Annotated in this window: 12 protein-coding genes and 1 pseudogene; 10 read left to right on the forward strand and 3 right to left on the reverse strand. The window is 65.6% G+C overall.

Annotated elements, in window-relative coordinates:
- Nucleotides 1–329: 329 nt before the first annotated feature.
- On the forward strand, nucleotides 330–1,691 hold the full coding sequence (locus ACCQ07_RS01730; RefSeq protein ID WP_071118802.1) for a glycoside hydrolase family 5 protein: 1,362 nt from the start codon (nucleotides 330–332) through the stop codon (nucleotides 1,689–1,691).
- A 126-nt stretch (nucleotides 1,692–1,817) separates the two neighbouring features.
- The gene (locus ACCQ07_RS01735; RefSeq protein WP_029818374.1) at nucleotides 1,818–2,006 is read left to right on the forward strand and encodes a hypothetical protein; all 189 of its coding nucleotides are present in this window, start codon (nucleotides 1,818–1,820) and stop codon (nucleotides 2,004–2,006) included.
- 56 nt (nucleotides 2,007–2,062) lie between these two features.
- On the opposite strand, the gene ACCQ07_RS01740 is transcribed toward ACCQ07_RS01735, so the two are convergent.
- Together ACCQ07_RS01740 and ACCQ07_RS01745 are read right to left on the reverse strand one after the other, a co-directional pair.
- Nucleotides 2,063–2,608 carry a gamma carbonic anhydrase family protein gene (locus tag ACCQ07_RS01740; RefSeq protein ID WP_008577979.1) on the reverse strand — a complete coding sequence of 182 codons (546 nt, stop codon included), beginning with the start codon at nucleotides 2,606–2,608 and terminating at the stop codon, nucleotides 2,063–2,065.
- Nucleotides 2,605–2,829, reverse strand: a pseudogene (locus ACCQ07_RS01745) (hypothetical protein). The gene ACCQ07_RS01740 and the pseudogene ACCQ07_RS01745 overlap by 4 nt, the downstream one beginning before the upstream one ends.
- Nucleotides 2,830–3,069: 240 nt before the next feature.
- Here ACCQ07_RS01745 and ACCQ07_RS01750 point away from each other — a divergent pair.
- The 6 genes from ACCQ07_RS01750 (at nucleotide 3,070) to ACCQ07_RS01775 (ending at nucleotide 10,164) form a co-directional block, all read left to right on the forward strand.
- Nucleotides 3,070–4,380 carry an MFS transporter gene (locus ACCQ07_RS01750; protein ID WP_372363723.1) on the forward strand — a complete coding sequence of 437 codons (1,311 nt, stop codon included), beginning with the start codon at nucleotides 3,070–3,072 and terminating at the stop codon, nucleotides 4,378–4,380.
- Nucleotides 4,381–4,529: 149 nt separating this feature from the next.
- Complete coding sequence (locus tag ACCQ07_RS01755) at nucleotides 4,530–5,777, forward strand: cyclic di-GMP phosphodiesterase (protein ID WP_008577977.1); 1,248 nt, start codon at nucleotides 4,530–4,532, stop codon at nucleotides 5,775–5,777.
- Between the two features lie 382 nt (nucleotides 5,778–6,159).
- Complete coding sequence (locus tag ACCQ07_RS01760) at nucleotides 6,160–6,690, forward strand: MarR family winged helix-turn-helix transcriptional regulator (RefSeq protein ID WP_011346056.1); 531 nt, start codon at nucleotides 6,160–6,162, stop codon at nucleotides 6,688–6,690.
- Between the two features lie 167 nt (nucleotides 6,691–6,857).
- Entirely contained in the window at nucleotides 6,858–7,850 is a 993-nt protein-coding gene (locus tag ACCQ07_RS01765) for a SphA family protein (protein ID WP_218559961.1), read from the forward strand.
- Nucleotides 7,851–7,883: 33 nt separating this feature from the next.
- Nucleotides 7,884–8,651 carry a coniferyl-alcohol dehydrogenase gene (locus tag ACCQ07_RS01770; RefSeq protein ID WP_014089098.1) on the forward strand — a complete coding sequence of 256 codons (768 nt, stop codon included), beginning with the start codon at nucleotides 7,884–7,886 and terminating at the stop codon, nucleotides 8,649–8,651.
- Between the two features lie 31 nt (nucleotides 8,652–8,682).
- A complete protein-coding gene (locus ACCQ07_RS01775; protein WP_372165014.1) occupies nucleotides 8,683–10,164 on the forward strand; it encodes a benzaldehyde dehydrogenase in 1,482 nt (493 codons plus the stop codon).
- Nucleotides 10,165–10,434: 270 nt separating this feature from the next.
- Here ACCQ07_RS01775 and ACCQ07_RS01780 read toward each other — a convergent pair whose 3' ends face one another.
- Complete coding sequence (locus ACCQ07_RS01780) at nucleotides 10,435–11,322, reverse strand: helix-turn-helix domain-containing protein (RefSeq protein WP_372165016.1); 888 nt, start codon at nucleotides 11,320–11,322, stop codon at nucleotides 10,435–10,437.
- Between the two features lie 96 nt (nucleotides 11,323–11,418).
- On the opposite strand from ACCQ07_RS01780, the gene pobA reads away from it, so the two are divergent.
- Both pobA and ACCQ07_RS01790 read left to right on the forward strand, forming a co-directional pair.
- The gene (gene pobA, locus ACCQ07_RS01785; RefSeq protein ID WP_218533840.1) at nucleotides 11,419–12,603 is read left to right on the forward strand and encodes a 4-hydroxybenzoate 3-monooxygenase; all 1,185 of its coding nucleotides are present in this window, start codon (nucleotides 11,419–11,421) and stop codon (nucleotides 12,601–12,603) included.
- A gap of 439 nt (nucleotides 12,604–13,042) precedes the next feature.
- On the forward strand, nucleotides 13,043–13,555 hold the full coding sequence (locus ACCQ07_RS01790; protein ID WP_372364110.1) for a nuclear transport factor 2 family protein: 513 nt from the start codon (nucleotides 13,043–13,045) through the stop codon (nucleotides 13,553–13,555).
- Nucleotides 13,556–13,666: the final 111 nt, after the last annotated feature.

Below are 13,666 nucleotides of genomic sequence, written 5' to 3' on the forward strand. Positions count from 1 at the left end.
CGGTGGCTGGCAATTAGAGCGCGTCGTGACTGTTGCTGCTGCAACCGTCACCGCACGCGCAGGGTCCGCACGGTAGCACGCACGCCGGCGTGCACCTGCAGTGCAGCGGCGGGCGCTGCCGGCATGCCGTGCAGTACCGCACGTGCGCGGCGCCTTTGCCTGTCATGTAATGCGATGTAAACGTATGCGTCCGGGCATGCAGTGGCAGGAGTGCGAACCGGCGCGCAGATCCGGGCGCTGGGGCGCGGCCACCATCGAACCGGACCGCTGCGGCCGAGGGGAGCTGCGCCGGCGAGGATCTTTCCAACGGCACCGCAGGAGGCGCCCCGATGTCCGACCATCCCTCTCCACGCCGCGTACCAGCGGCATCATCTCACTCCACCACGCCACCGGTCGCCGGCGGCATCAGCCGCCGTCGCGTGCTGCAAGGCGCGGCCGGCGCTGCGGTCGTGGCCACCACCGGCTGGGTAGGCCATGCGGCCGCGCAAAGCGCCAGCCTGCCGTTCGCTGGCCTCAACCTGTCCGGTCTGGCCTCCAATAGCTATGTGGAGAACGCCGAGATCGGCACGCATTACCGCGCCATCACTGCCCAGCATGTGGCCGCGGCGGGGAGCTGCCCGCTCTTCCGTCTGCCGACCACTGCCGCGCGCTTCACGCGTGGACAGGGCGCGCCGTTGAACGAGAGCTACTGCAGGCAGGTGCAGGACGCGCTGGACAACATCGCTGCGCGCGGCAAGCGCGCCATCGTGGAGTTGCACGATTACATGCGGCTGCCGCAGCGGGTGGCGGCCAAGAGCGGTTATCGGCGCGATGCCAGCGGTGCAGTGGTCGATGCGCGTGGCAACCGTGTCGGCGACCTGGCGGCGGCCGGGTTGTGGGCCGACACCTACCCGCTGCGCAACTTCAATTACGTGGGCTATCTGGACAGTCGCGACCAACTGCTCAAGCTCTACGAATACCGGGTGATCGGCACGCCGGGGTGTACGCTCTACAACGACGCCGGCTTGCCGGATCTGTGGGCGCGTCTCGTCAACCGGTTCAAGCAGCACCCGGCGGTGTTCGGCTGGGGCGTCATGAACGAGCCGTACCAGGGCGCCGAGCGCAACGCCGATGGCAGCGTGCTGTCGATGGCCGCACATTGGCAGAAGACCGCCACCGCCTGCTCCAAGGCCATCATCGACCGCGATCGAAACCATTTCGTGTTCGTGTGTGGCAACGGCTATGCCAGCGCCCGGCGCTGGCAGGACGATTCGATGGGCCTGTTCGACATCCCGGACCCATACGATTGCATCGTGTACGAGGCGCACAACTATCTCGACAGCAATGGCAGCGGGGGCGGTAACTGGATCGGGCCCGGTGGACGCAACGAGGTGATCAAGCCGGATACCGGCATCGACATGGTCAGCCCGTTCATCGAAGCGCTGCAGCAGGCCGGCAAGCGCGGTTATCTGGGCGAGCACGGCTATCCGGCCGGCAATCGCAGCGCGGAGATCGCCACCACGCGCATGCTGGCGCACTTGCAGGCCTACAACATTCCCAGCACGCAGTGGTGCTTCGGCCCCGGGTGGCCGGACGACGACGTGCTTGGCATGAGCCGCGACGTGGGTGCGGACATCCAGGCCAAGGCCAATCTGGCGGCCGTGCAGGCGTTTTTCGACGTGCGCCTGTCCAGCTACGTTCCGCCCCGCTAGCGGGCATCGCCGCCGCTACGGGGAGGTGGCGGCGGTTTACACTGCGGCATGCACATGGACATCCCCTGCCGCGCTGGCTGCGCGGCCTGCTGTATCGCCCCATCCATCAGTTCGGCGATTCCCGGCATGCCGCACGGCAAGCCGGCGGGGGTGCCGTGCGTGCAACTGGACGGGCAGGGCCGCTGCCGCCTGTTCGGCCTGCCGACGCGGCCGGCGGTCTGCACCAGCCTGCGCCCGTCCCAGGACATGTGCGGTGAATCGCGCGCCCAGGCGCTGGCGATGTTGACGGCACTGGAGCACGCCACGCAGCCGTAGCCGCGCGCACCTGGTACCGTCGCGCCCGCGCCAGACAGGTGCGCCGGTGCTGCGGCTCAGCCGGCGGGTGAGGCGCCCAGGTACTGATCCTTGAGCCGCACGTAATGTTGCGCGGAGTAATGCAGGCTTTCGATTTCCTTGTCGCTGAGCGTGCGCGCCAGGCGTGCAGGATTGCCCAGCCACAACTCGGCTTCGCCCACCACCTTGCCCGGGCCCACCACTGCGCCGGCACCCACAAAGCCATACCGTTTGACCGTTGCGCCATCCAGCACGCAGGCGCCCATGCCGATCAGGCACAGGTCTTCGATGGTGCAGGCATGCAGGATGGTGCCGTGGCCGACGGTGACGTCCTCGCCGATCACGGTGGGGTAGCCGGCCTTGTTGAACGGGCTGTGGTGACTGACGTGGATGATGGTGCCGTCCTGCACGTTGGTGCGCGCGCCGATCTGCACATGATTGACGTCGCCGCGAATCACGGTGCCCGGCCAGACCGAGACGTCATCGCCCAGGCTCACCTCGCCGATGATGGTGCAGGCAGGATCCACGTAAACGCGGGCGCCCAGTTGCGGGGTGTGGTGCAAAAAGGAGCGAATCGGGGTCACGGCATCTCCGTCAGGTCAGCGTGCCGCCCACTGCGGACACGCTGCGGATGATACCTGCGCTGCGGTTGCCGCTGCGGCAGCGCACCGGGCTGCAGTCACCAACGCACGGATGCAATGTGTGCGAGGTGGCTGGCAGAGGTGGCCGGGTGGGCCGACGTGCAATGGAGTGTGTCGCGTCGCCAGAGATTCCAAAGCCGCGGGCAGCACGTGACGCGGTGCATCCGGAGACATCGCAGCGCTGGCCAAGTGTGTTGGCGCATTTCCGATAAGCGCACAGCGTTGCGGTCATCGGCCTTGAACCGGCAGCGCAATGGGCTAGCGTGTGCAGGCGGTCGCAAGCCACTGCGCATCGGCGATTGCACGCATCGCTGCACCGCGGTGTAGCCGGTCTCGCACACTGCGCCGTTCAACGGCCACTGCAGTGCCTTCACCTCAACCCTCGCTCACCACAGGACATGCCAATGCCTCAGCACACTGCATCGTTTGGGCATTTCGTGCTGGAGCGCATGACGCCGTTTCAGTGGAGGGCCGTGGCGGTGTGCGTGTTGCTGACGATGCTCGACGGCTTCGACGTGATGGCGATGGCGTTCACCGCACCGCACGTGTCGGCAGACTGGCAGCTGTCGGGCAAGCTGCTGGGCATGCTGTTCAGCGCGGGCCTCATCGGCATGGCGCTTGGCGCATTGGGGTTGGCGCCGCTGGCCGACCGCATCGGCCGTCGCGCGCTGACGCTGGCATGTCTGGCCATCCTGACCGTCGGCATGGGCATTTCGGCAGTGGCCAGCACTGCATGGCAGCTCGGGGCGCTACGGCTGCTGACCGGTCTGGGTATCGGCGGTATGTTGGCCTGCGTTGCGGTCACGGCAGGGGAGTTTTCCAGCCCCCGTTGGCGCAACACTGCCATCGTGCTGCAGGTGACCGGCTACCCGGTCGGTGCCACGCTGGGTGGCATGATTGCCGAACTGTTGATGCAGCAGTGGTCGTGGCCCGCGGTGTTCGTGCTCGGGGCGGTGGCATCGTTGCTGTGCGTGCCGTTGGTGCTTGCATTCCTGCCCGAGTCGCTGGAGTTCCTGATCATGCGCCGGCCACCCGATGCCGTCGCGCGCTTCAACGCCGTGCTGGCGCGGATGGGAATGCCGCCGCACGACGCATTGCCGCCGCTGCCGCCGCAATCTGCCACGCAGGCACAAGGCTATCGGGCCCTGTTTGACGCTGCCATGCGGCGGCACACGCTGCTGATCGCGCTTGGCTTTTTCTCGCTGATGTTTGCGTTCTACTTCGTGATCAGCTGGACGCCGAAGCTGCTGGTGACCGCCGGCGCGTCGGCCACGGACGGCGTCACGGGCGGGGTGCTGTTGAATCTTGGTGGCATCGGCGGCGGCTTGCTGTTCAGCGGGTTGGCATCGTGCGTGCGGCTGGCGCGCCTGACGATCGGGTCCCTGTTGCTGATGGGCCTGGCGATGCTGGCCTCCGGCCTGTGCAGTACGCAGTTGAGCTGGGCGTTCGCCGTCGCCTTGCTTACCGGGGCAGCGATGTTCGCTGCGGTGGGCGGCATGTACGCCATTGTTCCGATCGTCTTCAACGCTGCGGTGCGCTCGACTGCGCTGGGCTGGGCGATCGGGGTGGGGCGCTTGGGTGCGATCTTGTCGCCGTTCTGCGCCGGGGTGTTGCTGGACGCCGGATGGTCACCGGCCATGTTGTATCTGGCCTGCAGCGTGCCGTTGCTGTTTGCCATCCTCGCCGTGCTGGCGATGCGGTTGCCCAACCGCTGAGCGGCCCGCCTACAGCCGCGTCCGGCATCACATCCGGGCCGTTCCCCGACCCGGCCGCGGGCCAAAGAAATCGTGCCATGTGCCGATAACACCGCAGACCGCCAAGTCGTGGCGAACTTTTCCTGGACATTGTGCAGACCAGCGCCGGCATGCTCAGAACCATCGACTCAGATCAACTCCGCCCCGGCATGTACGTCTACAAGCTGCTGGGCGCGTGGGTGCACCATCCGTTCTGGAAGACGTCGTTTCTGGTCGATTCCGACGATGTGGAGAAGATCCATGACAGCCGCATCGAGCAGTTGGTGATCGATACCGCGCGCGGGCTGGATGTGGAGGCGCCCACGCCCCCTGGCGTGTCCGCCGAACCAGCCGCGCCGCCGAGCCCGGCACCTGCTGCGCCCGAACCGCCGGAGCCTGCCGCCGCGCCGCGTAGCGTGCGCACCAACAGCGTGACCGCCCAGGTCGGCATCGAAGCGGAGGTGGTACGCGCACGCCGCATCTTCGAAGACGGCCGCGACATGGTCGAGGCGATGTTCCGCGATGTGCGGCTGGGGCGCACCGTCGACACAGAAGCGGCCATGCCGCTGGTGGAAGCCATCAACGACTCGGTGCTGCGGCATCCGCAGGCCTTGATCAGCGTGGCGCGGCTCAAGACCGCCGACGACTACACCTATCTGCATTCGATGGCCGTGGCCGGGCTGATGAGCGGGTTGGCGCGCCAGCTCGGCCTGCCCGAATCGCAGGTGGTGGAAGCGGCAATGGGCGGCCTGCTGCACGACATGGGCAAGGCGGTGACACCGTTGGAAATTCTCAACAAACCCGGCCGGCTCACCAACGACGAAATGGAGATCATGCGCCAGCATCCGCTGGATGGCCATCGGCTGCTGGTGGCCGGCGGCGTGCAGAACGCGGTGGTGCTGGAAATCGCGCTGCATCACCACGAAAAGATGGATGGCAGCGGCTATCCGAATCAATTGGTGGGCGAGAATATTTCGTTGATGTCGCGCATGGGTGCGGTCTGCGATGTCTACGACGCCATCAGCTCGGACCGCCCTTACAAACGCGGTTGGGATCCGGCCGAATCGCTCAAGCAAATGGCGTCCTGGAAGGGCCATTTCGACCCGGTGGTGTTCCAGGCTTTCGTGCGCCGGCTGGGGATATATCCGGTCGGCTCGCTGGTGCGGCTGGAGTCGCAAAAACTTGCGGTGGTGATCGAACAGACGCCCGATGCGCTGCTCAAGCCCAAGGTGCGCGTGTTCTATTCGGCCAAGTTGCGCAGCCACGTGTTGGTGCAGGACATCGACCTGTCGCGTCCGGACTGCCATGACCGCATTGCGCAGATGGAAAGCCCTGCCGAATGGGGCTTCCGCGATCTGGAAAAGCTCTGGCTGCCCTAGACGGGCTATACAGGCGTTGAATCGGCAGCCGCCGCGGCAATGCGCGCGGTGCGTCATGCGCGCCGATCACCGCGACACTCCTTGCACAGAAGCGCCACCCCGCTAGCGAACGCGACCATGCTGCGCTGCAGCTTGGCAATGTAGTTATGATCAATAACTATTCCGGAACGCAATCACTTGCCGGCCGGAACCATGTCTCAGCCTTGCCCGGATCACCGTCGCCCCCCGTCAGCCGCAGCGCCGGCCCGCCGCTGCAGGCTGCGTGCGTGGCAGGGCGTCGGGGCTGACGCACCCGCGGCGCGTGCACCCGCGGCCTGCCTGTCCACATCGGCAGGCCCGGTGGCGTCTACAATGCGGTGCACGCCGTGGATCGGCGTTGCGGATGCGGCGCATTGCGCGTACCGGTCCGCCCGCTGCCCCCGTCGCGAGAACCGCCATGCCCGTCACCGCTCTTGCTGCACCCTTGCCCGACGCCGTCACCTCGGTGGATCAGGCGCGGCTGCTGCGGTTGCTGGGGTATCGCATCACCCGCACCGAGTTGATGGTGCGGCGGATGTTCCAGGAGTGCGTGGCCGCCTTCGACCTCAAGCCGGTCGACTTCTCGCTGCTGATGCTGGTGGATGGCAACCCCGGCATCAACCAGCGCCAGATCGGCGATGTGCTGCACGTGTCGCCGCCGAATCTGGCGATCGTGGTGGCCAGGCTGGTCAAGCGTCGCCTGCTGCGGCAGGTGCGTGGGCGGCAGGACCGGCGCATGCAGCACCTTTCGCTGACCGCGGCCGGTGCCGCGCTCCTGGCCGCCGCCGAGGCCGAAGTGCTGCGCATGGAACAGCAGCTCAGTGCCGTGCTCGGTTCCAGCGAAGCACCGTTGTTGCGCGCCCTGGACCGTCTGGACCGTCTGGACACGCCGTAACCCGCCTCCGTCGGCGGCCTGCCGCCCGGCAGCCATTCCCAACGAACGTTTCCACTGCACGTGCTGTGCGTCGCGCGGGGCACGCGCTTGCCTGACGTCGCTGATGTGGCACGCACCGCTGTTGCTTCCCAACGCTGGAGATATCTGCAGTGATTCGATCATCGGTGATGCGTGGTGCGGGTGTGGCAGCAGGCTGGCGGCTGCGCGCGTTGCTCGGCCTGGCGGCATGCCTGGCAGCGGGTGCGGCGCCTGCGCAAAGTGCGCCACAGAGCGCGGCGCTGACCAATGGCATCAATACCGGGGGCACCAGTTTCCTGGATGGCTTTACCAGCACCACGCCCGGCTTGGCGGTGGTCACCTATCTGCGGCACAACGCGCTGGATGCCATCAAGGACGCACGTGGCAACGATATCCCGGTGTTCGACAACCCGCGGATCGATTCCACCGTGTTGCTGACCCAGTTCGCTTACGTCACGCCCTATCACGTATTCGGCGGCGCGCTCGGCATCACTGCGCTGGTGCCGCTGGTCAATCTGGATGCCTCCTTCGGCCGCAACAGCATTGCCACGCTGCGTGACAATGGCGCCGGCGTGGGTGATGTGACGTTCGGGCCGTATCTGCAAATGCCACCTTTGATACGCAACGGGCGAGCGGTGTTCTCGCAGCGGTTCGAATTCGACGCCGTGGCACCGATTGGCAAGTACGACGGCAATCGCGATCTCAATCAGAGCTCCGGTTACTGGTCGCTCATTCCAAGCTACGCATTCACGGTACTGCCCACGCCCAATTGGGAACTTAGCGCACGCATCAACTACATCTATAACTTTCGCAGCGAGCGCCGTCCGAACTTGCCGCCAGGCTTCGACTTCCGCAATGGTCAGGCCGGCGATGCGGGATGGATCAATTTCGCCACCTCCTGGGAAGTGGCATCGAAGCTGCGGCTGGGCATCAATGCGTATTACCTGACCCAGTTCCGCGACAACCGCACCAACGACCAGCGCGTGCCGGACAGCCGTCAACGCGCGTTCTATGCAGGGCCGGGTGGCGTGTGGCGCTTTGATGCAAACAACATCCTGTTCGCCAACGTCTATCTACCGGTGGAGGTGCGCAATGCCGCGTCCGGCAACAATGTCAATTTCGAGTATGTCCATGTGTTCTAGCGCCGGCACGGCTGGCTCCTTTGGAGGATGGCGATGAATTTGCAGAACAAGACGATCGTGGTGACCGGCGTGGCGTCGGGCATTGGCGCGGAGGTCGCACGGCTGGCGCGGTTTCATGGTGCCAAGGTGATCGGGGTCGATCGCACGCCCGTGCAGATGACCCTGCACGGCTTTCACCAGGCCGATCTCGGCGACCCGGCATCCATCGATGCCCTGGTGAAGGCGTTGCCGGACCACATCGATGCCCTGGCGAACATTGCCGGCGTGCCGGGCACCGCGCCGCTGGATGTGGTGGCGCGGGTGAACTATCTGGGCTTGCGCCATCTGACCCAGGGGTTGCTGCCACGCATCGTGCCGGGCGGTTCCATCATCAATGTCGCCTCGATCCTGGGCGCCGAATGGCCGCAGCGTCTGGACCTGCACAAGCAGCTGGCGGCAACCGACAGCTTCGAAAGCGGCCGCGCGTGGCTGGCGGCGCATCCGGTGGCGCACGACACCTGCTACCAATACTTCAAAGAGGCCTTGATCGTGTGGACCTTGCTGCAATCGCGGCCCTGGTTCGCCGACCACGGCGTGCGCGTGAACAACGTCTCTCCGGGCCCGGTGTTCACCCCGATCCTGGGCGATTTTGCTGCCATGCTCGGCGAGGAACGCGTCAAGGCAGACGCCAAGCGCATGACCCGCCCGGCCTATGCCGATGAAGTGGCCGAGGGCATCGTGTTTCTGGCATCCGACGCAGCCCGCTGGATCAACGGCATCACCCTGCCGATCGATGGCGGGCTGGCTTCCACCACGCTGTAATCCCCACACGTTTTTAGCAGGAGGCTAGACCATGAATGCCCTTACCAGCGCAACCGCCGCTGCGACCGACACGCCCGCGTGGCATGGCTGCATCTTCAATGGCGACTGGGTGCCCGGTCGCGGTGGCAGCGTGCCCATCCATGAGCCGGCAACCGGCGCCTTGCTGCATGAAGTGGGCAAGGCCGACCTGACCGATGTCGCCGCTGCCATCGCACAGGCCAAGCAGGCGCAGCGTGCCTGGGCTGCAACACCGCCGCGCGAACGCGCAGCCGTCTTTCATCGTGCTGCGCAGGCGATGCAGGCACGCAGTGCCGAAGCCACGTTGCTGATTGCGCGCGAAACCGGCGGCATCCTGCCCAAGGCCCAGCGCGAGGTGGACGAATCGGTGGTGTTCTACCAGCAGGCTGCCGCAATGCCGTTGCAGGCCAGCGGCCAGATGTTGCCGACCGCATCCGGTCAACTCAGCCTTGCGCGTCGCCTGCCGTTGGGCGTGATTGGGGTGATTTCGCCGTTCAATTTCCCGTTGATTCTGTCGCTGCGCTCGGTGGCGCCGGCGCTGGCGATGGGCAACGCGGTCATTCTGAAACCCGACCCGCGCACGCCCTACACCGGCGGCGTGATCATCGCCCAGGTGTTCGAAGAAGCCGGCCTGCCCAAGGGCCTGCTGCACGTGTTGCATGGCGATGCGCAGATTGGCCAGGCGCTGGTGGAATCACCGGATGTCCCGATGATTGCGTTCACCGGCTCCACGGCCGCCGGCCGCCGCATCGGCGAAATTGCCGGCCGCCATCTGAAGAAAGTCTCGCTGGAACTGGGTGGCAACAACGCAGTGATCGTGCTCGACGACGCGGATCTGGACAAGGCTGCCTCGGCGGTCGCGTTCGGCGCCTACATGCACCAGGGCCAGATCTGCATGGCGACCGGGCGTGTGCTGGTGCACCGCAGCGTGGCGCAGGCACTGACCCAACGGCTGGCCGAAAAAGCGCGCCATTTGCCGGTAGGCGACCCGGTCAGCGGCACCGTGGCATTGGGCCCGATTATCGATCAACGCCAGCTGCAGCGCGTCGTCGACATCGTCAACGATAGCGTTGCAGCCGGCGCGGTCGTGGAGGCCGGCGCCACCCATGAAGGCCTGTTCTATGCGCCGACCGTATTGTCCAACGTGCGTCCTGGCATGCGCGCGTTCGACGAAGAAGTGTTCGGCCCGGTGATCAACATCACCGTGTTCGACACCGACGACGACGCTGCCGAGTTGGCCAACCAGGGCGAGTACGGGCTGGCGGCCGGCATCCTGTCGGCATCGGTCTCGCGCGCGCTGGCCCTGGGCGAGAAGTTGCACACCGGCCTGCTGCATATCAACGACCAGACGGTGGCCGACGAAGTCGTCAATCCATTCGGCGGCACCGGTGCGTCGGGCAACGGCACCAGCGTCGGCGGCCCCGCCGATTGGGAGCAGTACACGCACTGGCAATGGCTGACGATCAAGAGCGAAGTACCGCAGTATCCGTTCTGATCGCAACGGCTTGGGGATGGGGCGGCTGGCTCGGCCTCTCCATCGCTGTATGGATGGCGGTCACGTGCCCGGCCATTGCCTTGGATTTTTGGTGCGGTGTTGCATCAGTTCTGGATGCAGGCAAAGGCTTCACTGGTCGAGCGCGCGGTGCCCTCGCCACGTGCAGCGTGTCCTGCGATGGTGGGTGGGCAAGGACCCTGCAGCTGGTCTGCAGAACGTTCTCCCTGCTACGCGCGCAGCGAGTGAGCGAAGTCGTTCTGCTGGTCGCTCCTACTGACCGGCCCGAAAGCGCGTCGGCGAGCAACCGGCGTGCCGTGCGAAGTAGCGACTGAAATAGGCGGCGTCGAAAAATCCAAGGCTGGCGGCAATCTGTTGCACGCTCAGGCTGGTGTAACGCAGGGTGCGGCGTGCTTCCAGCATGATCCTGCGCTGCAACAACTGCAGTGCGGAGGCGCCAGCCAGGCGCTGGCATAACGCGTTTAGGTGACCGGGCGTCAACCCGAGTTGATCGGCGTAGCGGGAAATCGGCCAGTGGGCGCGGTAGTGCTGGTCGATCAAGCCTTGATAGGCGCGCAGGTGGCGCAGCGCCGGGTCTGCCTGCGGGCTGATCGCTGCGGCATGCCGGGCCCGCTCCAGTGCCGTACGCGCCATCCAGATGACCAGCTGCGCCGCTGCGGCCTGCGCTGCGAGGTCATCGCCGATCGACCGGCGTGCGTGTTCCTGCGCAATGCTGCCAAACAACACATCCAGCCATTTGCGCGCATGCTGGGCGTGCACAACGGCTGGCGCGGCCATGACCTGTTGCAGTAACGGCGCAGCGTTCAGCGCCGTCCTGACCAGCGGCATGCACATGGTGATGACGTGGCCACGCACTGCCGGGTCGAAGGCAAAGCCATGCACGCAGAGCGGCGGAAGCCACACCACGCTGGCACCGCGCAGGCGTTGGGTGCGCCCATCCAGCTGCAGGGTGGCCGGTCCGCGCTGCACATAGACCAGTTGCGCCAAATCCTCGTGTCGGTGCGGCACGATCTGCCAGTCGTGCAGCCGGCTGCGTGCGGCAATCGATTCCCAATGCAGCAATTCGGCGGCATCGGCGTGTTGCTCGCCGTACAAGCCGAAGGCAGGGACTGCGGCAGTGTCGGGCACGGATGTGGCCATCGTCGAAAAGTCCAAGGACTGCACGCAATCATCCCTTCAACGCAGTGCTTTGGCTACCGACACTGCACGCATCGCCATCCAGGCCAGGAGCAGTGCATGCGAACGCAGGTTGCGATCATCGGCGCCGGGCCATCGGGCCTGTTGCTGGGAGAACTGTTGCGGCTCGCCGGCATCGATTGCGTCATCGTCGAGCGGCAGACGCCCCAGCATGTGCTGGCGCGCATCCGCGCCGGGGTATTGGAGCAGGGCAGCGTGGAACTGCTGCAGCGCGCCGGCGTCGGCGAGCGGTTGCAGCGCGAAGGCTTGCTGCATCACGGCTTCGAATTGTCCCTGGACGGTCAGCGCGAGCGCATCGATCTGCTGCGCGGCTGCGGCCGCGGCGTCACCGTTTATGGGCAGACCGAGGTCACCGCCGATCTGATGCATGCGCGCCAGCGCAGCGGGGCACCTACCCATTACAACGCGCAGGACGTGGCCCTGTGCGATGTGGAAGGCACCACGCCTGCAGTGGAGTTCACGCAAGACGGCCAGCGCAGGCGTCTTGACTGCGACTACATCGTCGGCTGCGATGGGTATCACGGCGTCAGCCGTGCCAGCATCCCCGCCGAGCGGCTGCGCCTGTTCGAGCGCGTGTACCCGTTCGGTTGGCTCGGGGTGCTGGCCGATACGCCACCCGTGCACGAAGAACTGGTCTACGCACGTCACCGGCGCGGGTTTGCACTATGTTCGATGCGCTCGCCCACCCGTACGCGCTATTACATCCAGGTGCCGGCCAGCGCGCAGGTGGAGGCCTGGAGCGATCAGGCGTTCTGGGACGAGTTGCGTGCACGGCTCCCGCCTGCGTTGGCGGCGCAACTGGTCACCGGCGCATCGATCGAGAAGAGCATCGCACCGCTGCGCAGTTTCGTCGCCGAGCCGATGCAGTATGGCCGCTTGTTCCTGGCTGGCGATGCTGCACATATCGTGCCGCCCACCGGCGCCAAGGGGCTGAATCTGGCGCTTGGCGATGTCGGCTTGTTGGCGCAGCTGTTCGAGCGTTGGGAGACAAGCGGCGATGCCGGTGTGCTGGAACAGTATTCGACCTTGGCCTTGCAGCGTGTGTGGAAGGCCGAACGGTTCTCGTGGTGGATGACCACCCTGTTGCACCGCTTCGATGACGAAGACGCATTCACTGCGCGGCTGCACGGAGCGGAGCTGGACTATCTGCTCGGTAGCGAGGCGGGCCGCGCGACGCTGGCGGAAAATTATGCAGGTCTCCCGTTGGCCGCGCTATCGGACTGATGGCGCATTGGTGATTGCGAACTAGCAGACGCCGCGGAGCGGATTTCTAGGTGGACATCCTGGTTCGATGTCGCCTCGGCTGCGCAAGTGCGATGCGTGCGCACAACAGCGCTTCCCCAAACCGGCTTGAATGATGCGCGTCAGCGCACATGCATTGCTTCCATTGCGGTCATCGCCTGCTCGACCGCCACACCCCGGGTCCATTCTGTACACGGTGCAGCAGCACGCTGGCGCTCACCACATGGTGATGTTTTTCTCACCAACGGTTGCACAAGTGCCCAGGTGCATGCTCAGGCGGCTAGCGGGCCGGTGAACGGCACCGGTAGGGTGGCGATGACGCGTTAATGCAGCTGTGCGCACGCGCGTCTTCCCCCGCTCAACGGACACGTTGCTGGCATCCCCGATGAGCGCACTGCCACTCTCCACCCAGGAGTACTCCATGAAGAAATTGCTCTCCCGTGCCTTGTTGCTGGTCATGCTGGTTGCGCCAATGGCTGCGTTTGCGCAGACCGCGGTAACGGCCAATCCCGATCATCAGAAGATGCTGCTCGGCAGCACCTGGTATGAAACTGCAAACAAGCGGCTGGTCTACGATTTCTGGCGCACCGTGTTCGAGGCTGGCCAGGTGCAGTACGCGCCGATGTACATGGACAAGAACTACATCCAGCACAATCCGAACGTGGCCAATGGGCGCGATGCGTTTATCGCCTTCCTGACGGCATTCGTGAAGCCGACGCCAGTGCAGCCGCGGGTGCGATTGCCCTTGGTCGCCCTCACCGCCGATGGCGATCTGGTCACCCTGGTGTCGGTGCGCACCTTACCCAACCCCAATAAGCCCGGCACCACGTACACCACCACCTGGTTCGACATGTTCCGGATCGAGAAGGGCCTGATCAAGGAACATTGGGACCCGGACACCATCGCCGGACGTGCCAGCACCGGCAGCCAGTAACCACCGCTGCACACCAGGCTGCGTTGCGTGGCCCTGCGTGTGTCCTCGACGCTCGAAGATGAGCTCATCACAGCGCCCACCTCACGGTGGGCGCTGCCGTGTTGGCGGCCC

Origin of the sequence: Xanthomonas sp. NCPPB 3583, from assembly GCF_041475715.2 — a bacterium.
Lineage (GTDB): Bacteria > Pseudomonadota > Gammaproteobacteria > Xanthomonadales > Xanthomonadaceae > Xanthomonas > Xanthomonas euvesicatoria.

Bases quoted from the DNA above. Each gene is read 5' to 3' on its own strand.
- ACCQ07_RS01730 (WP_071118802.1), top strand. From the start codon at position 330: ATGTCCGACCATCCCTCTCCACGCCGCGTACCAGCGGCATCATCTCAC.
- ACCQ07_RS01735 (WP_029818374.1), top strand. From the start codon at position 1,818: ATGCCGCACGGCAAGCCGGCGGGGGTGCCGTGCGTGCAACTGGACGGG.
- ACCQ07_RS01750 (WP_372363723.1), top strand. From the start codon at position 3,070: ATGCCTCAGCACACTGCATCGTTTGGGCATTTCGTGCTGGAGCGCATG.
- ACCQ07_RS01755 (WP_008577977.1), top strand. From the start codon at position 4,530: ATGCTCAGAACCATCGACTCAGATCAACTCCGCCCCGGCATGTACGTC.
- ACCQ07_RS01760 (WP_011346056.1), top strand. From the start codon at position 6,160: ATGCGGCGCATTGCGCGTACCGGTCCGCCCGCTGCCCCCGTCGCGAGA.
- ACCQ07_RS01765 (WP_218559961.1), top strand. From the start codon at position 6,858: ATGCGTGGTGCGGGTGTGGCAGCAGGCTGGCGGCTGCGCGCGTTGCTC.
- ACCQ07_RS01770 (WP_014089098.1), top strand. From the start codon at position 7,884: ATGAATTTGCAGAACAAGACGATCGTGGTGACCGGCGTGGCGTCGGGC.
- ACCQ07_RS01775 (WP_372165014.1), top strand. From the start codon at position 8,683: ATGAATGCCCTTACCAGCGCAACCGCCGCTGCGACCGACACGCCCGCG.
- ACCQ07_RS01780 (WP_372165016.1), bottom strand. From the start codon at position 11,322: ATGGCCACATCCGTGCCCGACACTGCCGCAGTCCCTGCCTTCGGCTTG.
- pobA (WP_218533840.1), top strand. From the start codon at position 11,419: ATGCGAACGCAGGTTGCGATCATCGGCGCCGGGCCATCGGGCCTGTTG.
- ACCQ07_RS01790 (WP_372364110.1), top strand. From the start codon at position 13,043: ATGAAGAAATTGCTCTCCCGTGCCTTGTTGCTGGTCATGCTGGTTGCG.